The sequence below is a fragment of the Streptomyces sp. NPDC048001 genome (assembly GCF_043203115.1).
Classification (GTDB): domain Bacteria; phylum Actinomycetota; class Actinomycetes; order Streptomycetales; family Streptomycetaceae; genus Streptomyces; species Streptomyces sanyensis.
On sequence record NZ_JBIDBN010000007.1, the window covers coordinates 339,733 to 366,287 of the forward strand.

At 74.1% G+C, this 26,555-nt stretch carries 26 protein-coding genes and 2 pseudogenes; 20 read left to right on the forward strand and 8 right to left on the reverse strand.

Going from position 1 to position 26,555, the window contains the following annotated elements; genetic code table 11:
* Positions 1-354: 354 nt before the first annotated feature.
* The 4 genes from ACGF15_RS15520 (at position 355) to ACGF15_RS15535 (ending at position 4,751) form a co-directional block, all read left to right on the forward strand.
* Complete coding sequence (locus ACGF15_RS15520) at positions 355-1,788, forward strand: DUF6421 family protein (protein WP_345614786.1); 1,434 nt, start codon at positions 355-357, stop codon at positions 1,786-1,788.
* A gap of 26 nt (positions 1,789-1,814) precedes the next feature.
* Entirely contained in the window at positions 1,815-2,570 is a 756-nt protein-coding gene (locus ACGF15_RS15525) for an SDR family NAD(P)-dependent oxidoreductase (protein ID WP_345614916.1), read from the forward strand.
* Positions 2,549-3,628 carry a threonine aldolase family protein gene (locus ACGF15_RS15530; protein ID WP_392799338.1) on the forward strand — a complete coding sequence of 360 codons (1,080 nt, stop codon included), beginning with the start codon at positions 2,549-2,551 and terminating at the stop codon, positions 3,626-3,628. Before ACGF15_RS15525 ends, ACGF15_RS15530 begins: the two co-directional genes overlap by 22 nt.
* Before the next feature lie 427 nt (positions 3,629-4,055).
* Positions 4,056-4,751 carry a phenylalanine--tRNA ligase beta subunit-related protein gene (locus ACGF15_RS15535; protein ID WP_362613377.1) on the forward strand — a complete coding sequence of 232 codons (696 nt, stop codon included), beginning with the start codon at positions 4,056-4,058 and terminating at the stop codon, positions 4,749-4,751.
* Between the two features lie 67 nt (positions 4,752-4,818).
* Here ACGF15_RS15535 and ACGF15_RS15540 read toward each other — a convergent pair whose 3' ends face one another.
* Positions 4,819-5,541 (reverse strand): lysophospholipid acyltransferase family protein, encoded by a 723-nt coding sequence (locus ACGF15_RS15540; protein ID WP_345614783.1) that lies wholly within the window; start codon positions 5,539-5,541, stop codon positions 4,819-4,821.
* 356 nt (positions 5,542-5,897) lie between these two features.
* Between ACGF15_RS15540 and ACGF15_RS15545 the strand changes: the two genes are divergently transcribed.
* From ACGF15_RS15545 to ACGF15_RS15575, 7 genes are all read left to right on the forward strand, one after another.
* Positions 5,898-6,206, forward strand: a complete 309-nt coding sequence (locus ACGF15_RS15545; protein WP_392799434.1) for a thioredoxin family protein — start codon at positions 5,898-5,900, stop codon at positions 6,204-6,206.
* A 73-nt stretch (positions 6,207-6,279) separates the two neighbouring features.
* Positions 6,280-6,372, forward strand: coding sequence for a putative leader peptide (locus ACGF15_RS15550; RefSeq protein WP_360647165.1), 93 nt, complete (start codon positions 6,280-6,282; stop codon positions 6,370-6,372).
* A gap of 28 nt (positions 6,373-6,400) precedes the next feature.
* A complete protein-coding gene (locus ACGF15_RS15555) occupies positions 6,401-6,964 on the forward strand; it encodes a flavin reductase family protein (protein ID WP_345614782.1) in 564 nt (187 codons plus the stop codon).
* 181 nt (positions 6,965-7,145) lie between these two features.
* Complete coding sequence (locus ACGF15_RS15560; protein ID WP_345614781.1) at positions 7,146-7,931, forward strand: electron transfer flavoprotein subunit beta/FixA family protein; 786 nt, start codon at positions 7,146-7,148, stop codon at positions 7,929-7,931.
* Positions 7,932-7,986: 55 nt separating this feature from the next.
* Positions 7,987-8,949, forward strand: coding sequence for an electron transfer flavoprotein subunit alpha/FixB family protein (locus tag ACGF15_RS15565; RefSeq protein ID WP_345614780.1), 963 nt, complete (start codon positions 7,987-7,989; stop codon positions 8,947-8,949).
* 189 nt (positions 8,950-9,138) lie between these two features.
* Positions 9,139-10,428 (forward strand): DUF6986 family protein, encoded by a 1,290-nt coding sequence (locus tag ACGF15_RS15570; protein WP_392799344.1) that lies wholly within the window; start codon positions 9,139-9,141, stop codon positions 10,426-10,428.
* A 164-nt stretch (positions 10,429-10,592) separates the two neighbouring features.
* Positions 10,593-11,123 carry a hypothetical protein gene (locus ACGF15_RS15575; RefSeq protein ID WP_362613367.1) on the forward strand — a complete coding sequence of 177 codons (531 nt, stop codon included), beginning with the start codon at positions 10,593-10,595 and terminating at the stop codon, positions 11,121-11,123.
* A gap of 253 nt (positions 11,124-11,376) precedes the next feature.
* Here ACGF15_RS15575 and ACGF15_RS15580 read toward each other — a convergent pair whose 3' ends face one another.
* Positions 11,377-12,357: a LacI family DNA-binding transcriptional regulator gene (locus ACGF15_RS15580; RefSeq protein ID WP_345614777.1), complete on the reverse strand. Its 981-nt coding sequence runs from the start codon at positions 12,355-12,357 to the stop codon at positions 11,377-11,379.
* Positions 12,358-12,584: 227 nt separating this feature from the next.
* Here ACGF15_RS15580 and ACGF15_RS15585 point away from each other — a divergent pair, with 227 nt between their 5' ends.
* A complete protein-coding gene (locus ACGF15_RS15585) occupies positions 12,585-13,535 on the forward strand; it encodes an ROK family protein (protein WP_392799348.1) in 951 nt (316 codons plus the stop codon).
* Positions 13,536-13,698: 163 nt separating this feature from the next.
* Here the strand turns inward: ACGF15_RS15585 and ACGF15_RS15590 are convergent, their stop codons facing one another.
* A complete protein-coding gene (locus tag ACGF15_RS15590; RefSeq protein ID WP_345614775.1) occupies positions 13,699-13,929 on the reverse strand; it encodes a tautomerase family protein in 231 nt (76 codons plus the stop codon).
* Between the two features lie 184 nt (positions 13,930-14,113).
* Here ACGF15_RS15590 and ACGF15_RS15595 point away from each other — a divergent pair.
* Together ACGF15_RS15595 and ACGF15_RS15600 are read left to right on the forward strand one after the other, a co-directional pair.
* Positions 14,114-15,007 (forward strand): annotated as a pseudogene (locus ACGF15_RS15595) (helix-turn-helix domain-containing protein); the annotation flags it as partial.
* A gap of 381 nt (positions 15,008-15,388) precedes the next feature.
* Entirely contained in the window at positions 15,389-16,069 is a 681-nt protein-coding gene (locus ACGF15_RS15600) for a DUF6308 family protein (protein WP_392799351.1), read from the forward strand.
* A 123-nt stretch (positions 16,070-16,192) separates the two neighbouring features.
* On the opposite strand, the gene ACGF15_RS15605 is transcribed toward ACGF15_RS15600, so the two are convergent.
* A complete protein-coding gene (locus ACGF15_RS15605) occupies positions 16,193-16,372 on the reverse strand; it encodes a hypothetical protein (RefSeq protein WP_256524949.1) in 180 nt (59 codons plus the stop codon).
* A 190-nt stretch (positions 16,373-16,562) separates the two neighbouring features.
* On the opposite strand from ACGF15_RS15605, the gene ACGF15_RS15610 reads away from it, so the two are divergent.
* The gene (locus ACGF15_RS15610) at positions 16,563-17,597 is read left to right on the forward strand and encodes an NUDIX domain-containing protein (RefSeq protein WP_345614773.1); all 1,035 of its coding nucleotides are present in this window, start codon (positions 16,563-16,565) and stop codon (positions 17,595-17,597) included.
* A gap of 47 nt (positions 17,598-17,644) precedes the next feature.
* Here ACGF15_RS15610 and ACGF15_RS15615 read toward each other — a convergent pair whose 3' ends face one another.
* Positions 17,645-18,385: a TioE family transcriptional regulator gene (locus ACGF15_RS15615; RefSeq protein WP_362613358.1), complete on the reverse strand. Its 741-nt coding sequence runs from the start codon at positions 18,383-18,385 to the stop codon at positions 17,645-17,647.
* Between the two features lie 57 nt (positions 18,386-18,442).
* On the opposite strand from ACGF15_RS15615, the gene ACGF15_RS15620 reads away from it, so the two are divergent.
* Complete coding sequence (locus ACGF15_RS15620; protein ID WP_392799355.1) at positions 18,443-19,645, forward strand: erythromycin esterase family protein; 1,203 nt, start codon at positions 18,443-18,445, stop codon at positions 19,643-19,645.
* 173 nt (positions 19,646-19,818) lie between these two features.
* Here ACGF15_RS15620 and ACGF15_RS15625 read toward each other — a convergent pair whose 3' ends face one another.
* Complete coding sequence (locus ACGF15_RS15625; RefSeq protein WP_345614771.1) at positions 19,819-21,183, reverse strand: dipeptidase; 1,365 nt, start codon at positions 21,181-21,183, stop codon at positions 19,819-19,821.
* A 146-nt stretch (positions 21,184-21,329) separates the two neighbouring features.
* Here ACGF15_RS15625 and ACGF15_RS15630 point away from each other — a divergent pair, with 146 nt between their 5' ends.
* Positions 21,330-22,586, forward strand: a complete 1,257-nt coding sequence (locus ACGF15_RS15630; protein ID WP_345614770.1) for a geranylgeranyl reductase family protein — start codon at positions 21,330-21,332, stop codon at positions 22,584-22,586.
* A 695-nt stretch (positions 22,587-23,281) separates the two neighbouring features.
* Here the strand turns inward: ACGF15_RS15630 and ACGF15_RS15635 are convergent.
* Positions 23,282-23,737, reverse strand: coding sequence for a nitroreductase family deazaflavin-dependent oxidoreductase (locus ACGF15_RS15635; protein ID WP_345614769.1), 456 nt, complete (start codon positions 23,735-23,737; stop codon positions 23,282-23,284).
* Between the two features lie 137 nt (positions 23,738-23,874).
* Here ACGF15_RS15635 and ACGF15_RS15640 point away from each other — a divergent pair, with 137 nt between their 5' ends.
* Positions 23,875-24,612 carry a TetR/AcrR family transcriptional regulator gene (locus ACGF15_RS15640; protein WP_392799360.1) on the forward strand — a complete coding sequence of 246 codons (738 nt, stop codon included), beginning with the start codon at positions 23,875-23,877 and terminating at the stop codon, positions 24,610-24,612.
* A 228-nt stretch (positions 24,613-24,840) separates the two neighbouring features.
* On the opposite strand, the gene ACGF15_RS15645 is transcribed toward ACGF15_RS15640, so the two are convergent.
* Positions 24,841-25,251 carry a DUF3224 domain-containing protein gene (locus ACGF15_RS15645; protein ID WP_392799363.1) on the reverse strand — a complete coding sequence of 137 codons (411 nt, stop codon included), beginning with the start codon at positions 25,249-25,251 and terminating at the stop codon, positions 24,841-24,843.
* A 647-nt stretch (positions 25,252-25,898) separates the two neighbouring features.
* On the opposite strand from ACGF15_RS15645, the pseudogene ACGF15_RS15650 reads away from it, so the two are divergent.
* Both ACGF15_RS15650 and ACGF15_RS15655 read left to right on the forward strand, forming a co-directional pair.
* Positions 25,899-26,006 (forward strand): annotated as a pseudogene (locus ACGF15_RS15650) (IS5/IS1182 family transposase); the annotation flags it as partial.
* A 165-nt stretch (positions 26,007-26,171) separates the two neighbouring features.
* A complete protein-coding gene (locus ACGF15_RS15655) occupies positions 26,172-26,498 on the forward strand; it encodes a hypothetical protein (protein ID WP_392799366.1) in 327 nt (108 codons plus the stop codon).
* Positions 26,499-26,555: the final 57 nt, after the last annotated feature.

Consider the following 26,555-nt stretch of genomic DNA (forward strand, 5'->3'; position numbering starts at 1 on the left):
CGGCGGCCCCGCCGGGCGGACCACCCGCCCGGCCGCCCGTGGGGCCAGCCTAGCGGCGCGGTGACGCGGTGTACCCGCTCGTGCGCAGGGTGTCCGATACGCGCCCCCCGGCGCCCGCCCGGGTCCGGGGAGCCACCCCCGGGCGGGCCCGGGGGGTGGGTCCGGGCCTCCGTCCGGCGTGGAGGCCGGCGTCTACCCGGATGTCCAGGAACCATGTGTCACGCCCTGGCTTCGCCGGAAAAAATGCGGCGATCGAGCCGCTGTGCAGGAGAATTTCCCAGGTGGCCACTTGTCCGGAGGAACTGCCCCCAGTTACCGTGGCGGGACGCGAGGTTCTCCCGTGAAGGACGTGACATGACGGAAATTCTTGTGCAGGACGCTGCCGACGGCGCCATATCCCGCGACGGGCGGGTGATCGACCACCCGAGCTGGCCGGTGCTCAAGAATGCCGTCGAGGAGATCCGCCCCTGGCAGTCCAAGGACGGGTCGATCGACTTCGACGCCGAGGGCGCCCCCGACCGCGCGGCCGCCGAGGCCGCCGTCGAGCGCGTCGTCGCCGCGGTGGAGGAGCTCTCCCCGCTGCTCCCGCACGACGACGCCTACCACCGGGCGCTCGTGGCCGACCTGCGTGCCTGGGCCGAGGGCGGCTTCGCCGTCCCCGACTTCCTCGACTCGCTGCTCGCCTTCCAGCCGGCCGCGGCCCGCGAGGACGGCCTCCAGCACCTCGTGGTCTTCCCCATGTACACCCAGAACGGCAACCCCGACCGCAACCTGGAAGCCGTCGTGCTCCGGATGGTCTGGCCGGACTGGCTGGCGGAGCTGGAGCGCACCCGCTACGACAACCCGCTCTTCTGCGGCATCACCTTCGAGGACTTCACGGCCGGGTACGACACCAACTCCGCCGTCCTCTTCCCGGAGACCATCGCCGTGCGCGAGGCGCCCGAGCGCTTCACCTGGGGCGGCATCTTCTGCGACCGCGAGGCCGCCCGCTTCCGCGCCGTGACCTCGGAGGCCGTGCGCATCCTCGGGCTGGAGCTGCCGGAGGACATCCGCGAGATGATCGGCGACCAGGAGCGCTGCGAGAAGGCGTTCGTCCTGTGGGACATGGTCCACGACCGCACCCACAGCCACGGCGACCTCCCCTTCGACCCCTTCATGATCAAGCAGCGCCAGCCCTTCTGGATGTACGGGCTGGAGGAGCTGCGCTGCGACCTGACCGCCTTCAAGGAGGCCGTCGCGCTGGAGGCCGAGGGCAACGAGCACGGCCGCGACGTGCAGTACGCCGTGCTCTTCGACCGGATGTTCCGCTTCCCGGTCTCCGGCGACCGCGTCCGCAACTACGACGGGCTCGGCGGCCAGCTGCTCTTCGCCTACCTCCACAAGCACGACGTGGTGCGCTGGACCGACAACACGCTGAAGATCGACTGGGAGCGCGCGCCGCAGGTCACCAACCAGCTCTGCGCCGAGATCGAGACCCTGTACCGCGAGGGCATCGACCGTCCCAAGCTGGTGCACTGGTTCGCCGCCTACGAGCTGGTCTCCACCTACCTCGCCCCGCACCCCGGCTCCCGCTGGGCCAAGGGCCCCGACGCCCTGGACCTGGGCCTGCCGCCCCGCAAGCTGGTCGACGATGTGCTCGCGGACGAGTTTCCCCTGAGCATGTTCTATGAGGCGCTCTCCAAGAAGCTGAAGCACGTGATCGCCTCCACCAAGGGGATCACCGCCGCCTCCGCCGCCGCGGGCGTCGGGACGGCCGGCATCGGGCAGGCTTCCGGAGCTGCCGCGTGACGTCGACGACCCAGGAGGCGACCAGCATGGACACCAACGGCAACGGGGCACTCGAGGGTGCCGTGATCGCCGTGGCGGGAGCCGCGGGCCCCGCGGGCCGGGCCACGCTGCTGCGCCTGGCCGAGGCGGGGGCCACCGTGGTGGCCTCCGACGCGGACGCCGAGCGCCTGGCCGAGGCCGTGGACGCGGCCCGCTACGCACACGGAGGCGCCACCGTCACCGGTGACACCGTCGACCTGCTCGACCTCGGGGCGACCCGCGAGTGGGCCGCACGCACCGAGAAGGAGTTCGGGCGCATCGACGGCCTGGTGCACCTGGTCGGCGGCTGGCGCGGCAGCAAGGGGTTCACCGAGACGGACCCCGCGGACTGGACCCTGCTGGAGAAGCTGCTCATCCGCACCGTGCAGAACACCTCCCTCGCCTTCCACGACGGCCTCGCCCGCAGCGACCGCGGGCGCTACCTGCTCATCAGCGCGGCGGGTGCCAGCAAGCCCACCGCGGGCAACGCGGCCTACTCCGCCGCCAAGGCGGCCGCCGAGGCGTGGACGCTGGCCGTGGCCGACTCCTTCCGCAAGGCGGGGGGCGAGCAGGGGCCCGTGGCGGCGGCTGCGATCCTGGTGGTCAAGGCACTGGTCCACGACGCCATGCGCGCGGAGCGGCCCAATGCGAAGTTCGCGGGCTTCACCGACGTGAAGGAACTGGCCGACGCCATCGCCGGAGTGTGGGACCGGCCCGCCGAGGAAGTGAACGGACAGCGCCTGTGGCTGACCCCCGCCCCGTGAAGACCGACGCCCGGCGTCACCACGACCCGGCCGTACGCGGCTTCGCCAGCGACAACTACGCCGGAGTTCACCCCGAGGTCCTGGCGGCCCTCGCGGTAGCCAACGAGGGGCACCAGGTCGCCTACGGCGAGGACGAGTACACCGAGCACCTCCAGCGGATCATGCACAGCCACTTCGGCTCCTCCGCGCAGGTGTTCCCCGTCTTCAACGGCACCGGCGCCAACGTGACCGCCCTCCAGGCGCTCACCGACCGCTGGGGCGCCGTGGTCTGCGCCGAGTCCGCGCACATCAACGTGGACGAGGGCGGGGCGCCGGAGCGCATGGGCGGCCTGAAGCTGCTCACCGTGCCGACGCCCGACGGCAAGCTCACCCCCGAGCTCGTCGACCGCCAGGCCTGGGGCTGGGAGGACGAGCACCGGGCCATGCCCCAGGTGGTCTCGCTCACCCAGAACACCGAGCTGGGCACCGTCTACACGGTGGACGAGGTCCGCGCCCTGGTCGAGCACGCCCACGGACTCGGTATGAAGGTGCACCTCGACGGCGCCCGCATAGCCAACGCCGCGGCCTCGCTGGACGTGCCCATGCGGGCCTTCACCAACGCGGCCGGCGTGGACGTGCTCACCCTCGGCGGCACCAAGAACGGCATGCTGTTCGGCGAGGCCGTGGTGGTGCTGAACCCGGACGCGGTCAGCCACATGAAGCACGTGCGCAAGATGTCCATGCAGCTCGCCTCCAAGATGCGCTTCCTGTCGGTGCAGTTCGAGGCCCTGCTCGCCAAGGACCTCTGGCTGCGCAACGCGCGCCACGCCAACGCCATGGCGCAGCGGCTGGCCGAGGGCGTGCGCGGGGTGGACGGTGTGGAGATCCTCTACCCCGTGCAGGCCAACGCGGTCTTCGCGCGCCTTCCCCAGGAGGTGACCCGCCGCCTGCAGAAGCGCTTCCGCTTCTACTTCTGGGACGAGGCGGCCGGGGACGTGCGCTGGATGTGCTCCTTCGACACCACCGAGGGGGACGTGGACGCCTTCGTCCAGGCCCTCAAGGAGGAGTCGGCCGCCTGAGCGCCACGCGGTGGTCGCGCGTACGCACCACCGCCCGGACCGTGCGCCCGGTGGGACGTCGATCGACGTCCCACCGGGCGCACGGGCGTGTGGAGGCACTCCGGTGCGCCCGCCGGGCCTGTGCCGGGCCCGCCGCGGGCGGTGCCGGCGGCCCCGGGGCGCCCGCCCGGCCGTCGGCACCGAGGAGGCGCCCGGCCTGCCCGCCTCCCAGCGGCACGCAGCGCATCGGGTGCCCCGCCCCCCGGCGGGTGCGGAGCCGCCGGGGGGCGGGGCCCCCACCGCGGGAGTCCAACGAACTGCACTGGATGGTTCTTTGTATGGCACTATGAGGGGGCGGTCCGCGGGCTCCGCCCGCCGAACCCGACCGCCCGGCCCCGTGGTGCGTCCCGCCCGGTGGGCCGCCCTCCTTACGACCGAACGGCTTGCCATGCCCCTCTCGCTCACCGTCGCCGACGAGGTGCGGGCGCTCGCGCCCGGCTTCCTGTACGTGGCCGTCGAGGCCCGCGGCCTCGACGGCACCCTCGGGGGCGGGGACGCGACCGCCGCCCTCCTCGACGACGCCGCACGGAGGCTCGCCGACCGCCTCGGCGGCCGCCCGCCCCACGAGGACCCGCACATGGCCGCCTGGCGCCGGGCGTACAGCGCGTTCGGTGCCAAGCCCTCCCGGACCCGCAACTCCGCCGAGGCGCTCGCCCGGCGCGCGCTCGCGGACGGCGGGCTCCCGCGGATCAACCCGCTGGTGGACCTCTACAACGCCGTCAGCGTCGCCCACCTCGTTCCGTTGGGCGGCGAGGACGCCGACCGCATCGAGGGCGGCATGCGCCTGGTCCGCGCCCGCGGGGACGAGCCCTTCGCCACCACCGCGGAGGGCAGGCCCGTCGAGGAGCGGCCCGAGCCCGGCGAGGTCGTCTGGTGCGACGACCGGGGCGTGACCTGCCGGCGCTGGAACTGGCGCCAGGGCGTGCGCACCCGCCTCACCGCGGAGTCGGGGAACGCGCTCTTCCTGCTGGAGGGGATGTCCCCGGCCGACGGGGCGCTGCAGGCCGCCGCCGAGGAGCTCGCCGGGCACCTGGAGCGCCTCAGCCCGGGCGCCCGGATCACCCTCGCGGGCCCGGCCTCCTGACGTGCCGTCCCGCCCGGCGGTCGCGGCCCGGGTGCGCGGGCGGTGCTCCGCACCGCCCGCGGCGTCCTCAGCGGCTCTCGCGCACCTCGGCCGGGGTGGGCGCGGTGCCGCCGAGATGGGCGGGGATCCACCAGGTGTCGGTGGCGTCCTTCGTGCGGACGGGGTAGGCGCGCTGCGCGGCCTCCAGCAGCTCCTGCACCCGCTCGCGCAGCCGGCGCGTGATCGCCCCCGCGTACTGGTCCGCCGGGGCCTCCAGCGGCTCGCCGACGCGGATGGTCACCGGGATGTGGGAGCGCTTGAAGTTCCGCGGGCGCCCCTTGGTCCACAGGCGCTGGGTCCCCCACAGGGCCATGGGGATCAGCGGCACCCCCGCCTCCTGGGCGAGGCGGGCGGCGCCCGACTTGAAGGACTTCAGGGTGAAGGACTGCGAGATCGTCGCCTCGGGGAAGACGCCCACGATCTCCCCCGCACGCAGCGCGTCGAGGGCGTGCCGGTACGCGGCCTCGCCCTGCTTGCGGTCCACCGGGATGTGCTTCATGCCGCGCATCAGCGGTCCCGAGACCTTGTGGCGGAAGACCGAGTCCTTCGCCATGAAGCGCACCAGGCGCTTCTGCGGCAGTGCGGCGAGGCCGGTGAAGATGAAGTCCAGGTAGCTGATGTGGTTGCTCACCAGGACGGCGCCCCCGGTGCGGGGGATGTGCTCGGAACCCTGAGTGTCGATCTTCAGGTCGAGCGCCTTGAACATCGTGAGGGCGGCGCCGACGACCGGCCGATAGACGAGCTCTGCCATCTGGGGAGGACCCTTTCGTCGTACCCGGGGAGGGGTCTCCCGGTAGAAGTTACGCGGCCGTAGGTTTTGGCCGTCTGGCCGATCGTGCCCCATGAGCGGGCCGCAGACCAGCCCCCGGGGCGCGGCCCGGCGAGATTCTCGTCACGTTCCGCCGCCGAGGGATCACGCTGCCGGGAATCCCCACCCGCCCGCTCGTGGTTGACGGGGGTGCCCGGACACGACAGGAAGAGGATCGCACGGTGGCCGACCAGGAAGGCAGCGGGCCCCGGCCCGCGGACGGGACCGGGGCGGGCGGGCTCCCGCACGGCGCCGCCGGCGCGCGCGGCGCACGCCGGGAGCACGCCCCCGGAGCACCGGTGGGCGCGCTCGGGGAGGCGGAACTCGGCGCCCCGCGGGGTGCGCGCGCCACCCTGGTGCAGTTCTCCACGGCGTTCTGCCAGCCGTGCCGTGCCACCCGCCGCACCCTGGCCTCCGTCGCGGCCATGGTCGACGGCGTGGCGCATGTGGAGATCGACGCCGAGTCGCGGCTGCACCTGGTCCGCCGCCTCGGGATCGAGCGCACGCCGACGGTCCTCGTGCTGGACGCCCGGGGGCGTGTCGCCGCCCGCGCCGCCGGAGCCCCGCGTACCGCGGACGTCATCGCCGCGCTCGGGCGGATCCTGTGACGCGCCGTGAGGTGGGTCCCATTGCCCGGTGCGCGCTTGACTGCACACCGCAATCATCGTCAGGCTGATCCCCGTGCACCAGGAAATCCTTCTCCACGGCCGGGTTCATGTCGACCTCCGCCGTGTCGCGAGCGCGCTCTGTCAGGCTGCCGCCGCTGCCGCCTAGTTCGCCTCCACCGCAGAAGGACACCTCCATGACCGCGTCGGCCGACCTCCGTTCCGTCCCGCGCACCGCACCCGCCGCCATCACGCCCCAGCGCTCCGCCACCGGCGCCCCCGTATCCGGCGGGCCGGAGCTGCTCCGCTCCGTCTTCCGCCGCCACGCGGCCGGGGTCGCGGTGATCACGGCCCGCGGGGAGCGCCCCGTCGGGTTCACCGCCACCTCGGTGACCTCCGTCTCCGCCGAGCCCCCGATGATCTCCTTCGGTGTCGGCACCGGCTCCTCCAGCTGGCCGGTCCTGGCCGAGGCCGGGCACGTGGGGGTGCACCTCCTCGCCGAGGGCCAGGAGGAGCTCGCCGCCACCTTCGCCCGCAGCGGGGCCGACCGCTTCGCCCCGCCCACCCGCTGGCGCAGGGGGCCGCAGGGCGTGCCGCTCCTGGAGGGGGCCATGGGCTTCCTCGTCTGCCGCATCACGGCGCGCGTCCCGGCCGGGGACCACCGTGTGGTGCTGGCCGAGGTCCTCGCCGGGGACGTCGGGCACAGCGGGCTGCGCCCCCTGGTCTACCACCAGGGCCGCTTCACCGCCCTGCGGGACTGACCAGGTGTTCCGTTGCCGAGATCACAGCCCAAGCGCTTGCTTAGCGGTAACGGAACGGGTGTACTGGCGAGTAATATTTTGGTCGGAGCGCAGGCCCGCCCCGACCGGGATCCGCCCCTTCGGACGCCTATGCTGCGTTCACAAGGCATTCCAGTAGAGACGATGCAGTAGGAGAGCCGGCGTGAGCCTGAGGATCGTTGTCTGTGTGAAGTACGTGCCCGACGCCACCGGCGACCGGCACTTCGCCGATGACCTGACCGTCGACCGCGACGACGTCGACGGCCTGCTGTCGGAGCTGGACGAGTACGCGGTCGAGCAGGCGCTCCAGATCGCCGAGGACGCGGACGACGCCGAGGTCACCGTGCTCACCGTCGGCCCCGAGGACGCCAAGGACGCCCTGCGCAAGGCGCTGTCCATGGGCGCGGACAAGGCCGTCCACGTCGAGGACGACGACCTGCACGGCACCGACGCGCTCGGTACCTCGCTGGTCCTGGCCAAGGCGATCGAGAAGACCGGCTACGACCTGGTCATCGCCGGCATGGCCTCCACCGACGGCACCATGGGCGTGCTGCCCGCCCTCCTCGCCGAGCGTCTGGGCGTTCCGCAGGTCACGCTGCTGTCCGAGGTCTCGGTCGAGGACGGCAAGGTGACCGGGCGCCGCGACGGCGACACGGCCAGCGAGCAGCTGGAGGCGTCCCTGCCGGCCGTCGTGTCCGTGACGGACCAGTCGGGCGAGGCCCGCTACCCGTCCTTCAAGGGCATCATGGCCGCCAAGAAGAAGCCGGTCGAGTCCCTGGACCTGTCCGACCTGGACATCGAGGCCGAGGAGGTCGGCCTCGGCGGCGCCTGGACCGCGGTCGACTCGGCCGCCGAGCGTCCGGCCCGCACCGCCGGCACGATCGTCAAGGACGAGGGTGAGGGCGGCAAGCAGCTCGCCGAGTTCCTCGCGAGCCAGAAGTTCATCTGAGGCTTCGGCCACCCACCGCCCCCTTCAACCTCGCAAGCAGGAGAGAAGAAGTCCCATGGCTGAAGTTCTCGTCTACGTCGACCACGTGGACGGCGCCGTTCGCAAGCCCACCCTGGAGCTGCTGACGCTGGCCCGCCGTATCGGCGAGCCGGTCGCCGTCGCCCTGGGCGCCGGTGCCGCCGACACCGCCGCCACGCTCGCCGAGCACGGTGCGGTCAGGGTGCTCACCGCCGACGCCCCGGAGTTCGCCGAGTACCTCGTCGTCCCGAAGGTGGACGCGCTCCAGGCCGCCCACGAGGCCGTCTCCCCGGCTGCCGTGCTGGTCCCCTCCTCCGCCGAGGGCAAGGAGATCGCCGCCCGTCTCGCGGTCCGCATCGGTTCCGGCATCATCACCGACGCCGTGGACCTGGAGGCCGGTGACGAGGGCCCGGTCGCCACCCAGTCCGTCTTCGCCGCGTCCTTCACCACCAAGTCGCGGGTGAGCAGGGGCACTCCGGTCATCACGGTGAAGCCCAACTCGGCCGCCGTCGAGGCTGCTCCCGCCGCCGGCGCCGTGGAGGCGCTGTCCGTGTCCTTCTCCGAGAAGGCCACCGGCACCCGGATCGTCTCCCGCACCCCCCGTGAGTCCACGGGCCGCCCGGAGCTGACCGAGGCCGCGATCGTCGTCTCCGGCGGCCGCGGTGTCAACGGCGCCGAGAACTTCGCGGTCATCGAGGCGCTCGCCGACTCCCTCGGTGCCGCCGTCGGCGCCTCCCGCGCCGCCGTCGACGCCGGCTGGTACCCGCACACCAACCAGGTCGGTCAGACCGGCAAGTCCGTGTCGCCGCAGCTGTACATCGCGTCCGGCATCTCCGGCGCCATCCAGCACCGCGCCGGCATGCAGACCTCGAAGACCATCGTCGCCATCAACAAGGACGCCGAGGCCCCGATCTTCGAGCTGGTCGACTACGGCGTGGTCGGCGACCTGTTCGACGTCGTCCCGCAGCTGACCGAGGAGGTCAGGACCCGCAAGGGCTGACCGCATCCTCCCGCGCAGGGGCCGCACGGTGGAGATCCACCGTGCGGCCCCTGCCGGTTGCGGGACACCATTGACGCAGGTCGCGGCCGCGGACTACCTTCATTCAACAGAATGTTGCAATGGAATCTCGATTCCGGTCAGCGGAAAACGACCTCTTCCGGAGGTCGCGGATGTGCGGAGGGTGCGGGAATGGGTCAGCAGGAGACGGTGGCGACGAGTCTCGCCGGTGCGGTCGTCGAGGGCGTCGGCGCCTCCCTCGCGGCGGTGGACGCCGAACTCGCACGCCGCTACCCCGGGGACCCCGGTACCCGCCAGCCCGTCCACACCGTCTACGTCCCGGCCGAGTCCTTCGCCGCCGACACCGTCCGCACATGGGGGGAGTCGGCGCTCGCCGCCCTCGACGAGCACGCCCCCGACGCCGCCGCCCTCGCCCGCGTCCTGGGCCTCCCCGGCCATCTCGCCGAGCCCGTCCACGCGCGGGTCCGCGCCAAGCTCGAACGCGAGCCCGTCGAGGATCTGCGCATCGACTTCGAGGACGGCTACGGAGGCACGGACGAGGACCGCGACGCCGCCCGCGCCGCCCGCCTGCTGGCAAGGGCATGGGCGGACGGCACCGCCCCGCCCTACGCGGGCATCCGCATGAAGTGCATGGAGGCCGCGGTCCGGGAGCGGGGCATCCGCACCCTCGACGTGTTCCTCACCGGTCTCATGGACGCGGGCGGCCTTCCCGACGGGCTGGTCCTCACCCTGCCCAAGGTCACCTACACCGAGCAGGTCACCGCGATGGTGCGGCTCGTCGAGGAGTTCGAGAAGGCCCGCGGCCTGCCCGCCGGGCGGATCGGGTTCGAGATCCAGATCGAGACCAGCCAGGCGATCCTCGGCCCGGACGGCACCGCCACGGTCGCCCGCATGATCGACGCGGCCGAGGGCCGGGCCACCGGACTCCACTACGGCACCTTCGACTACAGCGCCTGCCTCGGTGTCAGCGCCGCCCACCAGGCCGGCGACCATCCCGCCGCCGACCACGCCAAGGCCGTGATGCAGGTCGCCGCCGCCGGTACCGGGGTGCGCGTGAGCGACGGCTCCACCAACGTGCTGCCGGTGGGCCCGACCGAGCGCGTGCACGAGGCCTGGCGGCTCCACTACGGGCTCACCCGCCGCGCCCTGGCCCGCGCCTACTACCAGGGCTGGGACATGCACCCCGGGCACCTGCCCACGCGCTACGCCGCCGTCTTCGCCTTCTACCGCGAGGGCTTCGAGCAGGCCGCCGCACGGCTGTCGGCGTACGCGGGGCGCGCGGGCGGCGACGTGATGGACGAGCCGGCCACCGCCAAGGCCCTCGGCTCCTACCTGCTGCGGGGCATCGACTGCGGTGCCCTGGACGCCCCGGAGGTCGCCCGGGCCACCGGGCTCACCCGCGCCCAGCTGGACGCCTTCGCCGCCCCGCGCCGCGGCGACCTCACCGCCACCTCCCGCTGAGAAGGGCGCCTGCCGGAGGCCGCTGCGTATCCCTGGCCACCCGCCCGGTTCACCGGGTTCCTCCGCGCGTCGGCTTCGCCCCCGCGGGCGCTCGCCGCCGTCACCGGCAGCTGCCGGACCCCGGGATACGCTGCCCCGCCCCACCCCGACCGGAGGTCCTCTCGGTGTTGTCTGCAAGGGCGTTCGCCCTCGCCCCGCCGGCTCTGGCGGTTCTCGCCCTGTCCGGCTGCTCGTCCTGGGTCTGCACCGACACGACGGCGGAGCGCGGCAAGGCCGCTGTCCGGGTGCAGGTCGTTGACACGTACGGGCAGCCTCTCCGCGTCACGGCCTCGGTCGTCGACTGGCGCCTCGAGCCCCACCCGCAGGTGCCCGCCGAAGGCGACCGGGTCCACTTCCGCTTCCGCTTCGACGGCGCCGACGCATACTCCTCCGACCCCGCAGTGGACGCCTGCGCGGTCGACAGGAGGCGTGTGGTGCTGGGGTGTCAGACGGTTTCCTCCTCCGAGGCCTTCGGGCCGGCCGACGATCCCCTCACCGGCGACCACTGGCTCGCCGTCGACCGCCCCGAGCAGGTTGCCGGAGTGTTGCTGATCCCCAACGACCAGTCCTACGACCGCCCCACCTGTGAAAGGGACGTCAAGGACGGTGGCGGGATGCATCCTCCGGAACCGCCCGGCAGGGGGGACCGGCTGTAGGCAGGGCCAGGCGGTCGAGCGCGAGCCACGGGTCCGCGGGCGCCCCGGTGTTCGCGCTGTTGCGTGGTCCGGTTCTGTGCCCGTCGCCCCGTCGCCCCGTCGCCCCGGTGTCACCCTGCCGCGGCCGCTCCGGGTGCCCGGAAGGGGCCACCGCATCGGCTTGTGGACCGCTCGGGGTCCCGGTCCCGCCCGGACCGGGGCCCCGAGCCCTCCGGCGGGCTGCGGGGCCCCTCGGCGGGCCCCGGCGGCGCCCTCAGTCGGCGGGGGCCAGCTCCCCGGAGCCGCGCGGGATCAGCCGCGTCTCCAGCGTCACCCGAGCCGGGGCCTCCCTGACCCCGTCCAGGCGGCGGAACAGCCGCTCCGCCGCCGTGCGCCCCAGCGCCGCCGCGTCCTGGGCGATCACCGTGATCCCGAGCAGGTCCGCCAGTTCGATGTCGTCGAAGCCCACGAGCGCCACCGGGCGGTCGCGCGCGGCGAGATGCCTGACCACGGTGACCGTCACCCGGTTGTTGCCCGCGAGGACCGCCGTCACCGGCTCGGCCGCGTCCAGCATCGCGGCGAGCGCCCCGCGGACCCGCTCCGGTGCCGTCGAGCCGAGCGACACCCAGGAGTCGTCGATCCGCGCTCCGGCGTCCTCCATCGCCGCACGGTAGCCGCGCAGACGCTCGGCGGCCGTGTGGATCCGCGGCTGGTCGCCGATGAAGGCGATGCGGCGGTGGCCGTGGGCGAGGAGGTGCGCGGTGCCCGCGCGGGCACCGCCGAAGCTGTCGGAGAGCACCGCGTCCGCCTCGATGCGCCCGGCGGGGCGGTCGACGAAGACCGTGGCCACGCCCGCCCGGATCTCCGGCTCCAGATACCGGTGGTCGTCACCCGCCGGGATCACGATCAGCCCGTCGACCCGCCGCGCGCACAGGGCCAGGGCCAACTCCTGCTCGCGGCCCGGGTCCTCCGCGCTGGAACCGTTGATCAGCAGCGCCCCGTGGGCCCGGGCGACCTCCTCCACCGCGCGGCTGAGCGGTCCGTAGAACGGGTCGGCCAGATCCTCCAGCACCAGTCCGACGGAGGCCGTGCGGCCCTTCCTGAGCACCCGCGCGCTGTCGTTGCGGCGGAATCCGAGCGACTCGATCGACTCCTGGACCCGGCGCTCGGTGTCCGGGGTGACGCCCGGCTCCCCGTTGACCACCCGTGAGACGGTCTTCAGCCCGACACCGGCATGCGCCGCGACGTCCTTCATCGTCGGCCGGTTCCCGTACCGCGGTTCGGGGCCCCTGGGGCTGCCTGCTGACGGGAGCGGGCGGGTCGGATCGGCCACGATGCGCCTTCGGGTCGGGGGCGGGCGGACGGCTACCGATGGTATGGGAAGCTGGGACATCCGGCATAGTGCCTGGACAACGTTGTCATGCCGGGGGAGACTGGGCGCAGAGCTCCACGTCCGACAGCCTCCCGGGGGATCGCACACCGATGCAGACCAGCCTCGTCGCCGCGCTCGACATCGGCGGCACCAAGATCGCCGGAGCGCTGGTGGACGGCGAGGGGGCGCTGCTGCTGCGCAGCCGGCGCCCGACGCCCGCGCGGGAGGACGCCGACACCGTGATGGCGGCGGTCGCGGAGGTCCTTGCCGACCTCGCGGCCTCGCCCCTGTGGCCCGCCGTCACGGCGGTGGGCATCGGCAGCGCCGGGCCGGTGGACCGCTCGGTGGGCACGGTCAGCCCGGTCAACATCCCGGCCTGGCGCGGCTTCCCGCTCGTCTCCCGGGTCTCGGAGGCGGCCGGCGGGCTTCCGGTGGAACTCGTCGGCGACGGAGTGGCCGTCACGGCCGCCGAGCACTGGCGCGGAGCCGCCCGCGGCCACCGGAACGCGCTCTGCATGGTCGTCTCCACCGGAGTCGGCGGCGGCCTGGTGCTGGACGGCCGCCTGCACACCGGCCCCACCGGGAACGCCGGCCACATCGGCCACATCAGTGTCGACCTGGACGGCGACGCCTGCCCCTGCGGAGCACGCGGCTGCGTCGAACGGATCGCGAGCGGCCCCAACATCGCCCGCCGGGCCGCCGAGAACGGCTGGCGCCCGGGCCCCGGCGCCGACGCCTCGGCCGCCGCGGTGGCCGCCGCCGCCCGCGAGGGGGACCCCGCGGCGGTGGCCTCCTTCGAGCGCGCGGCCCAGGCGCTTGCGGCCGGGATCGCCGCCACGGCGACCCTGGTCGAGATCGACATCGCCGTCGTGGGCGGCGGCGTGGCCGGGGCGGGCGAGGTGCTGTTCGCGCCGCTGCGGCGGGCGCTGCACCGCTACGCGACGCTCTCCTTCGTCCGCGGACTCACGGTGGCCCCGGCCCGGACGGGGACGGACGCCGGCCTCATCGGAGCCGCCTCCGCGGCCCTGACGGCCCCGCGGCCGCACCGGGCCCCGGTGTAGTCAGGCCCGCACCGGGCCCCGGCCGAGGCGGCGCCCCGCCCCGGCCGGCGGCGGCTCCGGGCGGTCCCTCTCGCCGGGCACGAGGCCGGCCGCCGGGCAGGGGCGCGTGCGCGGTGCCGCCCTGCCTCGGACGGCCGCCCTGCCCCGGACGGCCACCGTGCGGTCAGGCGTCGCCGGTGCCGGCCGGTGCCGCCCCGCCGAGCGCGGCGAGCGTCAGCACCTCGCCGGAGACGCCCCAGCCGCCGTCGGCGACCTCCTCGACCAGTACCAGGGTGGTGCCGCGGGCGCGTTCGCCGTAGATCTCGACGTACAGCTCGGTGGTGCGGGTGACGATCTCCTCCTTCTGCCGCGGGGTCAGGGTCTTCTCGGGGACCTTGAAGTTCGCGAAGGGCATGGCTGGTCCTTCCTCCGGCTCCTGTGGTGGAGTCTCCTGCGGTGGATGCAGGGCGGGCCGCGTCCGCGCCGCCGCCCTGCCGAGCCTCCACGATCGGCCGGTCCGGCGTCCGCTGCCAGGGCTGCGCCGACCCGGGGGGCGCCACCCCCTGGATGGGCGCCGGTGCGCGGGCGACCATGGAGCGGTGAACCTCCCAGAACTCGGTGCCTTCCTCAGGACACGCCGCGACCGGATCCGCCCCGCCGAGGCCGGCCTGCCCCCCGGCACCCGCCGACGCGTGCCGGGACTCCGCCGCGAGGAGGTCGCCCACCTGGCCGGTCTGTCGGCCGACTACTACACGGAGCTGGAACGCGGCAGCGTGAAGAACGGCGTGCAGCCCTCGGCCCAGACCCTGGCGGCCCTCGCCCGTGCCCTGCGCCTGCACGGCGACGAGCGCGACCACCTGTTCCACCTCGCCGACCGGCCCGTCCCGCCGTCCGCTGACGGACCGTCGGCCCCGGTGCGGCCCGAGCTCCTCGGACTCCTGGACCGGCTGTCCGGCACTCCCGCGCGCGTCATCACCGACCTGCACGCAACCCTGGCGGAGAACGACCTGGCCCGGGCCCTGCTCGGCGGCTCCCCGGCCGACCGCGGCCCGGCGGCGAGCTTCGTGTACCGCTGGTTCACCGACCCGCGGACCCGCGGGATCCACCCGCCCGAGGACCACCCGCACCACTCCCGGGTCTTCGTGTCCGACCTCCAGGCGGCGGTCGCCCGGCGCGGCCGGGACACGGAGGTCGCGGCGATGGTCGCCGTGCTGCGCCGCCGCAGCGCTGAGTTCGCAACCCTCTGGGACGCCCACGAGGTCGCGGTCCGCCGTATGGACCACAAGAGGATCGTCCACCCGGTCCTCGGTGCCATCGCGCTCGACTGCCACAACCTTCTCAGCGAGGACGGACGCCAGCGCCTGCTGTGGTTCACCGCGCCGCCCGGAAGCCGGGGAGCCGAGCAGCTGGAACTCCTGTCGCTCCCGGGGGCCAGGGAGCCGGGCTTCCCGCAGGGCGGGGCCCCGGGCGCCCGGCCCGCGCCGGCTTCCGGACCCCGGCCCGCCCCGCGGAGCGAGGGCGGGTCCCCCGAGCGGGCGGCGGTCCCCGGGGCGCCTCGGGTGGCTCCGTGGTCCGGGGACCGGGTCGGCCCTGCCGGATCCCGTGTTCCCCGCGTGCACGGGACGGGTTCCGCAGCGGCGGGTTGACCGGGGCGCGGTGCTGCGGACGTCCGACGTCCCCGCGCAGGGGCGCCTCCGGCGCGCACAACGACCGCCGTGCGCCGGGCCGACGGCCCGATCGCCGCCCGCGCCCCGGGGTGCGCGCCGTGCGCCGCCAGGGTGCGGAGTCCCCTGGGGCGCCCGGTACTTGCGCGGACCGTGGTCCTTCGGTATCCGTGGCCCGTCCGCCCGACCCCGAGCAGAACGGAACACCCGATGCAGGCACCCCGCCCCGACGACGTCGCCGTGCTGGTGCAGCGACTGGACGAACGTCTCACCGGCCCGCGGCCCATCGACGACCTGCGGCGCTACTTCGGAATCGGCCTCCGCCCGGGGCAGGAGGCGTTCTCCGGCGCCCGCTTCGAGCACCTCGGTGGCGGAGGGGAGGGCGCGGGCACCGCCGACACCGTCACCGCCACCGATCTGGTCGCGGTCGAGACGCTCTCGGTGAGGATCCCCGTCGAACTGAAACTCGACCTGCTGGAGGGGCCGGTGGGGGAGCGGCTGTCGGCCCTGCTGCGGGAGGTGCCGAGCGGTGTCGACCTGGCGGACGCCCCTGCACAGGCAGTGGCCGACGGTTCGCCGGCGGCCCGGGCGTGGAAGCTGCTGACCGAGCAGCAGGGCGTGGGCTGGGTGATCGCCGGCAAGACGCTCGCCCGCAAGCGCCCCAGGCTCCTCCCGGTCTACGACACGGTGGTGCGCTGCGCCCTGGGCCGCCCCCCGTCCTTCTGGTCGACGCTCAGGGCGGCGCTGGGCCACGGCGGCGGTGCCCTCCACCACCGGCTCCTGGAGCTGCGGGAGGCGGCAGGGCTGCCGGACACGGTGAGCGCGCTGCGGGTCTGCGACGTGGCCGTGTGGATGGGGCACCGCACCGACGGGCACGCCTGCCCCCGCTGAGACGGCGTCCCGGCGGGGGCGTTGGCGCGGCGGACCGGGGCGCGGCGCCGGGGCGCGGGAGGGACGGGGCGCGGGCGGGACGGGGCCGGCCGCGCGCTGCCCGAGCCCGTGCGCCGGCCGGTCTCACCAGGGGCGCTCCCCGGTCTGCTGCTGCGGGACGACGACGAGGAAGGCGTCGGAGTCCAGGTCCATCACCACCTCCGCCGCCAGGCCCTCGCTCCGGCGGTGCCGGGCGTACTCCTCTGCCTGCCGGCTTCCCCGCGGGTCTCCCGCCGGGAACTTCTCCAACACCGTGCGGCGCATGGGCGCACCCCCTTGTCTCTCCCGCTCAACGACGCCGCGCCCCGGGTGTCACGGGACGCGGCGGCGGCGCGCGCCGCTCCCGGCCACACTTGGCCACGGTCCGGCCATCCGGTTCCGATGGCGGGTTTCCGTGGCAGGGTGGTGCGGGCAACCACTACGGGCCGGTACGGGCTAGTGATGAGGGGGACTCGTGATCGTCTGGATCAACGGTTCATTCGGAGCGGGCAAGACCAGCACCGCGCGCGAACTGATCGATCTGATCCCGAACAGCACGTTGTTCGACCCGGAACTCGTCGGTGGTGCCCTGCGGCACCTGCTGCCCGAGAAGCGGTGGGAGGAGGTCCCCGACGTCCAGGAACTGCCCATCTGGCGCCGCCTGGTGGTCGACACGGCGGCCGCGCTGCTCGCGGAGCTGGGCGGTGTCCTCGTCGTCCCGATGACCCTGCTGCGGCAGGAGTACCGCGACGAGGTGTTCGGCGCGCTCGCCGCCCGCCGGATCACCGTGCGGCATGTGCTCCTGGCCCCTGATGAAACGATCCTGCGTGCACGGATCGCCGCACGCGACGTGTCCGGCACCCCCGACGGGGAGCAGCGGATCCGCCGGTGGGCCTACGACCACATCGAGCCCTACCGGGCGGCGCTGCCCTGGCTGACCGCCGACGCCCACGTCGTCGACACCGGCCGGATCTCGCCGCGCCAGGCCGCGGAGCGCATCGCGCAGGCGGTCAGCACCGGGCGCGCCGCACCCTGCGACATCGTCCAGACGCCCGAACCCACCGCCGAGACCCTCGCGGCCGGGGTCCTGCTCTTCGACGAGGCGGGCCGCGTGCTGCTCGTGGACCCGACCTACAAACCCGGTTGGGAGTTCCCCGGCGGCGTCGTGGAGCGCGGCGAGGCGCCCGCCCGCGCCGGGGTGCGCGAGGTGGCGGAGGAACTCGGCATCGAACTGCCCCGGCCACCGCGCCTGCTGGTGGTCGACTGGGAAGCGCCGGTCCCGCCCCGCTTCGGCGGCCTGCGGCTCCTCTTCGACGGCGGACTGCTCCCGGCCCCGGAGGCCGCCCGCGTCCGTCTCCCCGGGCCGGAACTGCGCGCCTGGCGCTTCGTCGGCGAGGACGAGGCCGCCGGCCTCCTCCCGCCCGGGCGCTACGAGCGCCTGCGCTGGGCCCTGCGGGCCCGGGAGCAGGGCATCGTGTTCAACCTGGAGGCGGGCGTCCCCGTGGGCTGAGCCCTGCCCCGGCCGGGCCGTCGGGCGGCCGCCCGGGCCGGCGGCGCTCATCCGCGCTCGCGCAGGTACGCGTCCAGTTCGGCGGCCCCGGCCAGCAGCGCCCGTCCCCGGCCCGCGAGGCGGGCGCGCCAGTCGTCCAGCGCACCCCTCAGGGGCTCCAGACCCCCGGCCGTCCGCACCCGGGCGATCAGCGGTGCGATCTGCTCCAGCAGGTAGCCGCCCCGCCGGAGTTGGTGGACGAGCCGGGCGTCGCGCACAGCGGCCTCGTCGTAGACGCGGTAGCCCGTCCGCGGCTCCCGGCGGGGCTGCACCAGCCCGGCACGCTCCCATACGCGCAGCGTCGCCGGCCGCACACCGAGGCTCCCGGCCAGCGGCCCGATGAACACCCCGCCGTGCCCGGGCGGTCCACCGGCACGGTCCTGCGCACCGCGCCCGGAGGAGTCCAGGTCGCGCAGCGCCCTCTCCACGGCGTCCAGGGTCCTGCGGTCCTCCAGCAGCCGGGCGTGCCCTTCGTCGATCAGCCGGAACGCCTCGCCGGTCGCGCCCCCGTGGACGGCCCGCATGATCGACGCCGCGGCGGAGTGGCCGTGGCCCGGCAGCAGGGCGAGGAACGCGCGCAGCGCCGCCGCGTGCAGCGGGGTGTAGATCCGGTGTCCGTGGGCCGTTCGGGCGGCGGCCGGAAGGACTCCGGCCTCCTCGTAGTTCCTGACCGCCTGTGTGGACAGGCCGTGACCACGCGCCAGATCGATCGGCCTGAGCCGTCCGCCCGTTTGAAGGTTTCGCCCCATGAAGCCGCCGCTCTTCGGGAAAAGTCTCAACCGAATGTTCAACGATACCGTTGAGGCATGGCAATCGGCGTCACACACCTCGTCCACGCCTTCGAGGCGACCGCGGCCCTGGGGCTGCTCCCCGTACGGCCGCGGCTGCTCGCCCTGGGCGAGCCCACCCACGGTGAGGAGGCGCTGCTCGACCTGCGCAACGAACTCTTCCGGCACCTCGTCGAGGAGGAGGGCTACCGGACGATCGCCGTCGAGAGCGACTGCCTGCGCGCTCTCGTCGTGGACGACTACGTCACCACGGGGACCGGCACCCTGGACCGGGCCATGGAGCACGGATTCAGCCACGGCTGGGGGGCCTCCGCGGCCAACCGGGACCTCGTGCGCTGGATGCGGGCCCGCAACCACGGCCGACCCGCCCCCGAACGGGTCCGCTTCGCCGGTGTCGACGGCCCTCTGGAGATGACCGGGGCCGCGAGCCCCGGATGGGCCCTCGCCGCACTCCACGGCTACCTCGCCGCCCGGGTGGAGGCGGATCTGCTCCCCTGCACCGGCGGGGAACTCGCCTCCCTGCTCGGCCCCGACGAGCGGTGGACCGAGCCCGCGGCGATGACCGACCCCGCCCGGTCCGTGGGCCGTTCGGCCGAGGCCGTCCGCCTCCAGGTGCTCGCCGACGACCTGGTGGCGCTGCTCGACGAGCAGACGCCGCACCTGCTCGCGGCCACCTCCCGCGAGGACTGGGACCGGGCGCGGCTGTACGGCCGCACCGCCACCGGCCTGCTGCGCTACCACCACTGGATGGCCGACACCTCACCCGCCCGCATGACGCGGCTGGTGGGCCTGCGCGACCGCATGATGGCCCGCAACCTTCTCGCCCTCGCGGCCCGGGGCCCTGCGCTCGTCCACGCCCACAACTCCCATCTCCAGCGGGAGAAGAGCAGCATGAACATGGGCGGGCGGCCCCTGGAGTGGTGGAGCGCCGGCGCGCTGGTGAGCGCCCGGCTCGGCGAGGAGTACGCCTTCCTCGCGACCGCCCTCGGCACGATCCGCCACCGGGGTGTGGACACCCCGCCGCCGGACACCCTCGAAGGACTGCTCTACGCACTCCCGGAGGAGCGCTGCCTGGCCGGCACCCCGCGGCTCGCCGCCGCCCTCGGCCCCGCCCGGCTCCGGCCCCGCAGCTCGCCCTGGTTCGGCTACGCCCCGCTCGACCCGGAGGGCCTGTCCGGCGCCGACGGCATCCTGTTCCTGAAGGACGTCCTTCCGGGATAGGCCCCGGCGCACGCCGTACGGGGCCGGGCGGCCGTCCGGTCCCGTACGGCGCCCCGCACCGCGTGCCGGGCCGGTCACGCGACGCGGGGCGCGGGGGAGCGTCGCCCACGGGCCCCTCCCGGCACCGGCGGTGCGGCCGCCTGCGCTCCGGTGCCGGGAGGGCCCGCGGGGCGTCAGGCGTGCCGCGAGCGGGCGTAGTTGCCCAGGAACAGCGCCTCCGCGACCGACAGCCGCTCCAGCTCCTCGGGGGACACGCTCTCGTTCACCGCGTGGATCTGGGCCTCCGGCTCACTCAGCCCGATCAGCAGGATCTCCGCCTGCGGGTACAGCGCGGCCAGCGTGCTGCACAGCGGGATCGAGCCGCCCATGCCGGAGCTCTGCATCTCCTCACCCGGGTACGCCACCCGCATGGCCTCGGCCATCGAGGTGTACGCCGGGCTGGTGACGTCCGCCTGGAACGCCTGCCCCTGGCCCACCTGCTCCATCGTCACCCGCGCGTTCCACGGGGTGTGCTTCTGGAGGTGGGCGTACAGCAGCTCGGTGGCCTCGGCGGCGTCCTGGCCCGGCGGCACGCGCAGGCTGATCTGCGCACGGGCGGTGGCTGGGATCGACGGCGTCGCGCCCGCCACCGGGTGGCAGTCGATCCCGACCACGGTCACCGCGGGACGTGCCCAGATCCGGTCGGCCACCGTGCCGGAGCCCGGCAGGGCGACACCGTCCAGCACACGGGCGTCCCGCCGGAAGTCCTCCTCCGGGTACTGCAGACCCTCCCACTCCGCACGGGCCGGCAGGCCGTCGACCACCGTCGAGCCGTGCTCGTCCCGCAGCGAGTCCAGTACGCGGATCAGCGCCGCGAGCGCGTCCGGCGCCGCACCCCCGAACTGCCCGGAGTGCAGGTTGCCCTCCAGGGTGTCGACCTGGACGCGGATCATGGTCATGCCGCGCAGCGTCGCGGTCACCGTCGGCAGGCCCACCCGGAAGTTGCCGGTGTCGCCGATGACGATCGCGTCAGCCGCCAGCAGCTCCGGGTGCGCCTCGGCGTAGCGCTCCAGCCCTCCGGTGCCCTGCTCCTCGGATCCCTCCACGATCACCTTGACCGTCACCGGCACCCCGCCGTTCGCCTTCAGCGCACGCAGGGCCAGCAGGTGCATGATGAACCCGCCCTTGCAGTCCGCCGCACCCCGCCCGTACCAGCGCCCGTCGCGCTCGGTCAGCTCGAACGGCGGGCTGAGCCAGGCGGCCTCGTTCAGCTTCGGCTGCACGTCGTAGTGGGCGTAGAGGAGCACCGTCGGGGCGCCCGCCGGGCCCGGCAGCACGCCGTACACCGACTGGGAGCCGTCCGGGGTGTCCAGCAGGGCCACCTCCCGGAAGTCCTCCGCACGCAGGGCGTCCGCCACCCAGCGGGCGGCTGCCTCGCACTCGCTGCGCGGGGCCACCGCCTCGTCCGCGACCGACTCGAAGGCCACCAGCTCGGCGAGCTCCGCGCGGGCGCGGGGCATCAGGGAGGCGACGCTCTCGGCGATCGGGTTCGCGGTCATGGGCACGCTCCTTGTGGGTGCGACGTTGTGCGATGTGTGTACAGCGAATGTGTGGTCGATCCTCCCACAGGGGGTAGGGGTGTACCGCGCCGTAGGATGCCGTCGAGAGCTAGGGCCACAGGTCGGATCGGGAGCAGAAGTACATCGTGAGCAGCGAGAACGATGCCACCGGAGCAGCGGCGGCAGATGAGCTTGACGACAGCTCGGTGTGGGACGTCGTCGTGGTCGGCGCGGGCCCGGCGGGAGCCTCGGCGGCCTATGCGGCGGCGGTGGCCGGACGGCGGGTCCTGCTGCTGGAGAAGGCCGAACTGCCCCGGTACAAGACCTGCGGTGGAGGCATCATCGGTCCCTCCCGCGACAGCCTCCCGCCCGGCTTCGAACTGCCGCTCCAGGACAGGGTCCATGCCGTCACCTTCTCGCTGGGCGGCCGTATGGCGCGCACCAGGCGCTCGCGGCGGATGCTCTTCGGGCTGATCAACCGGCCGGAGTTCGACGCGCAGCTCGTCCAGCACGCGGAGAAGGCGGGGGCCGTCGTCCGCACGGGCGTCGCCGTCTCCCGTGTGGAGCAGCACGGGCCGGGCGTGCCGGACCGGCGGACGGTCGCCGTGGTGCTGGCCCGGGCCGGAGAGGGCAAGGAGCGCGAGGAGAGGGTCCTGGCGCGGGCCGTGGTCGGCGCCGACGGCAGCGCCAGCCGCATAGGCGCCCATGTGGGCGTCAAGCTCGACCAGGTGGACCTGGGCCTCGAATGGGAGATCCCCGTCCCCGAGACCGTCGCGGAGGACTGGGCCGGCCGGGTCCTCATCGACTGGGGGCCGCTGCCCGGCAGTTACGGCTGGGTGTTCCCCAAGGGGCGCACCCTGACGGTCGGCGTGATCTCGGCCCGCGGCGAGGGCGCCGCGACCAAGCGCTACCTGGAGGACTTCGTGGCCCGTCTGGGCCTCGCGGGCTTCGAACCGTCCGTCTCCTCGGGGCATCTGACGCGCTGCCGCAGCGACGACTCCCCGCTCTCGCGGGGCCGCGTGCTGGTCTGCGGCGACGCCGCGGGGCTGCTGGAGCCCTGGACCAGGGAGGGGATCTCCTTCGCCCTGCGCTCGGGGCGCCTCGCGGGGGAGTGGGCGGTCCGCATCGCGGAGGCGCACGACGCCGTCGACGCGCGTCGGCAGGCGCTCAACTACGCCTTCGCGATCAAGGCGGGGCTCGGGGTGGAGATGGCCGTGGGACGGCGGATGCTGGCCCTCTTCGAACGCCGGCCGGGGCTGCTGCACGCGGTGCTCACCGGCTTCCGGCCGGCCTGGACGGCCTTCGCGGACATCACCCGCGGCACGACCACCCTCGCGGGCCTGGTGCGCACCCGTCCCCTGGCGCGGCGTGCCCTGGACCTGCTGGACGGCAGGCGCGGATAGGGGGGCCGTCCTGCGGGTCACGCCCCGCGGCCGGCGGACCCCGCGGTGATCTGCGGTGGGCGGTGGTGGGCCGCGGTGGGCCGTTGGGCGGAGCCGCAGCGATCCGCGGTGATCCGTGGCGGGCCGTCGGGCGGAGCCGCCGCCCGGCCGTCCCTGCCCGTGGCGGTAGGGGAGGGCGCGGGGGTGCCAGGTGCCCCGTGGATGCGGCGGCCTGCCAGGCGAGGGGGCTCGGTGCCGGCCGACGTGCGCGGTCGGCTGTGCGTTCGGAGTCCGTGCAGGCCGCGGAGGGCGGCCCGCCCCGCGCCGCGATGCCCGCGGGCACCCCGGCACCTGGCACGTCCAACCGGGTGCGGTCGAGGTCGAACGGAGGGCGGTGCGGGGGCAGGCGGTGCGGCCCGACCCGTGTGTCCCCGCACCGCCAGGGGTGCCGGGAGTGTCAGGAGCGCCGGGGCCAACGGCGCCGAACGTGGGCCCTGCCGGTCGGTGTGCCGGGTGACCGGCAGCGCGGTATGCGCGGCCCCCCGGCCGTCCCCTTCCGCGGTCGGCCGTCCATGGGCGTCCCCCGCCGGGTCACCAGCCGGGTCACCCGCCGGGGCGGCGCCGGGTCGGACGCCGCGCCCGCGCCGGGCCGGGGCAGCGGTCGGCGCGGCCCTGCCCTGCTGCCGCCCGGCCGGGTCGTGGGCGCCCGCAGGGCCTCACCCCCTGACCGTGAGCCGGAAGACCGGGTGGTCGGGCGCGGCCGCACGCATGTCCTCGTCGGACGAGGCCGCCGTGATGCCCTGGAAGTACTGCTCGACCTCCCAGCCCCACTTCTTCAGGTAGGCACGCAGGATCGCGGGCTTCTCGTCGTCGCCCACCTCCACGGCGGTGAAGCTCCGGACCGTGCGGCCGACGCGGAGTTCGCCCCCGCCCGCGGCACGCATGTTGCGGACCCACTGCGAGTGCCCCCGGGCCGACACCAGGTACGGGACGCCCTCGTGGATGTGCTGGTTGACGGGGACGCGCTGCATGGTGCCGCTCTTGCGGCCCCGGACCGAGAGTTCGGCGGTGCCGAGGAGGCTGATCCCATGGCGTGCCAGCCAGCCGACGGCCCGGTTGAAGCGGCGGGCGACGGCTCCGGCCTCGCGGTAGTACGGCTGCTGCTGCGACATGGGTGGCCCACCTCGATCTGCTCCGATTCGAGAGCAGTGCTCTCGCTTGTGAGCAGTGTGCACGAGTCGAGTGCTCCAAAGCAAGAGCGGTGCTCTCCTTTTGGGTCATTGCTCTGAAACGTGAGAGCCTGTCTCGCATGACCACCGTCCGCGGGGCCCGGGAGCGGGCCCGTATCGAAGTGACCGCAGCCATCAAGGAGGAGGCGCGCCGACGACTTGGCGCGGAGGGCGCCGCCAAGCTGTCCCTGCGAGCCGTCGCCCGCGAACTGGGCATGGTCTCCTCGGCCCTCTACCGCTACTTCCCGAGCCGCGACGACCTCCTCACCGCACTGATCATCGACGCCTACGACGCGATCGGCGCCGCGGCGGAGCAGGCCGCGGCAGACCTGCGGGTGGAGCCCGCTTCCGCCGCGGGGCCGGCGCGGGGCCTCCAACTGCGGCGCTGGACCGCCGTCTGCACGGCCGTCCGACGGTGGGCCCTCGCACATCCCCACGAGTACGCCCTCATCTACGGGTCCCCGGTGCCCGGGTACTCCGCCCCCGCCGACACCATCGGACCCGCGTCACGGGTCGGGCGCGTCCTGATCACCATCGCGCAGGACGCCCACCGCGGCGAGGGCCTGGCCCCGCCGCGACTGCCCGGCACGCTCTCGGACGAGGCCCGCAGGATCGGCGGCGAACTCGCCCCCGACCTGCCGCCCGCCGTCGTCAACGCCCTCGTCGCCGCCTGGGCCCAGCTCTTCGGCCTGATCTCGTTCGAGCTCTTCGGCCAGTTCCACCGGCTCGTCGAGGAGCGCGAGGTGTTCTTCGCCCACGCCGCCGGGCGCCTCGGTGCGGAGATCGGCCTGCTCGAACCGGTGGCACCCCCCGACTGACGCCTCCGGGGCGCCGCCGCCCGCCGGGCGGGCACCCCCCGGCACCGGAGCGCCGCGAGGGCCGCGGACGACCGCGACCGGTCCGTGCGGAGACCGGTCGCCCCGCTCCCGACGACCCGGGGCGGCGCTGGGCTCGCTCTTGCCCTGGAACCCGGCGCAGCAGGTGCACCACCGCCTCAGGTCGGCGGGCGACTTCGGCCGTGCACCGTGGGTGCTTGACGTGCAGCGCTACTGGCCGAGGTCGTAGTCGAACCAGATCCGGTGCGTGCCGTCCGCCTCGACCTTCATACCCCCGGTGCCGGAGATCCCGGCCAGTTCACCCGTACCGCTGCCCGGAGCGACGACGAAGAACTCGTCCGTACGGCCACCGTCGCCCAGGGTGGTCGCGGCATGAGCGAAGTTGAAGGAGCCCGCCCGGCCGCGGAGTGTCCCTTCGAAGGACTCCATCGCGAGATACGTGCCCGTCGCGGTGAACTGGTCGAAGGCAGCGGTGAACAGCGTCGTCGAACGCCCGGTCACCTCGCCTTCGAACTTCTTCTCCATCGTGGACACCCCCACGGGCACCGCAGTCTCGATCTGCGGGCCGGGTACCTGCGCAGGCGTGAAGTCGGCAACGGTGAACGTTCCTGAAGCTCGCATCCCCTGATCGTATTCCGCACCAACGGCATCGAAGCTGACCGGACGTCACAATCCCCCGGACGGACGATGACGCCGTGACTGGCGCGGCTACCACGGAAGGGAGGCGCGGGTGGGCGCGCGTGGGTGTCCCGGTGGGGACAGGAGGCCCGGCGACGACCGGGCGGACCGGCGGCACCGGGCGGGGCGGGAAGCATCGGGAGACTGTGGGTCCGCGGCGTGGCGGGTCACGCACCAACCCGGACGCAGAACCGCACTCCGCGGCCCGAGCAAGGTCTGTCTGGCAAATGATCGCTGAGTGCCTATGTACGTGCCCGGTCCGACTGCCTTGCCCGTTCTGATGTCGGTGAGTGATTCTGGGCGGGTGCCAGGGCAGGGGAAGAGAAGGCGGAGGCATGACGACGCACGGCAGCGGCTTGCTCCTCGCGTCGCGCCGGACGCGGGACACTGGGAAGCAGTCGTTGAGACACCGGACCAGGCGGAGATGCGTACGCGGCTGCGCCGTCTTCGGGAGGCAGGATTCGACGGGTCGATGATCCGGATCGACAGGCTGTGCGGGCGACAGGGGCAGCCGACCACCTACCGGCTGAGCCGTTTCGTGACGGACCCCGCGCAGGAGTCCGAGCACGAGCACTCTGATCATTGATCTTGTGGTAGATCGAGGTGACTTGACGGGTGCGGCGCGGGAGCGAGCAGGGTCCCTGCTGCCTCGGGTGGATGGGCGTGGTCGTCCGTGGCGTGATCACCGACAGGTGGTCACGCCCGGCAACGTCAACGACGCCACCGTCTTCGGACAGGTCCCCGACAGCCAGACGATACGCACCTGCTGAGGCGTCGCGCAGTCCTGTCTCGCGGCCTGCCCCACGACGGCCGACGGCCGTGCAGGCTCGCCCGGTCGGCCTGCACAGTTGCATAGTGTGCTCATGGATCGATTCGTGGGTCAGGGCCGCCTCGAATGGTGGGCCAACCGGTCGACTTGCCTCGAAACGTACGACATCGACAGCACTGTCACTGTCGACGCGGTCGGTAACTGGCGGGCAACCGGTCGGCATGCCAACGCCCTTGACGCGACCCAACGCGAGGGCTGGGACTTCCTCATGGAGATGGATCCCCACTTCTCCATTGCGTTTCCCGGTGAGGACCGCGGCGGGATCACGGTGCGAGTCGTCGAGGCCGAGGATGGAACCCTTTCGCTCGTGGAGGCACCGGACTGGGACGGCTCCGTGAGCATCACCTTCGACCTCACCTGAGTTCAGCTCGCAAGGCCAGGAACCCGACTTCACTACCCTGCCGCCAACTTCGATGCG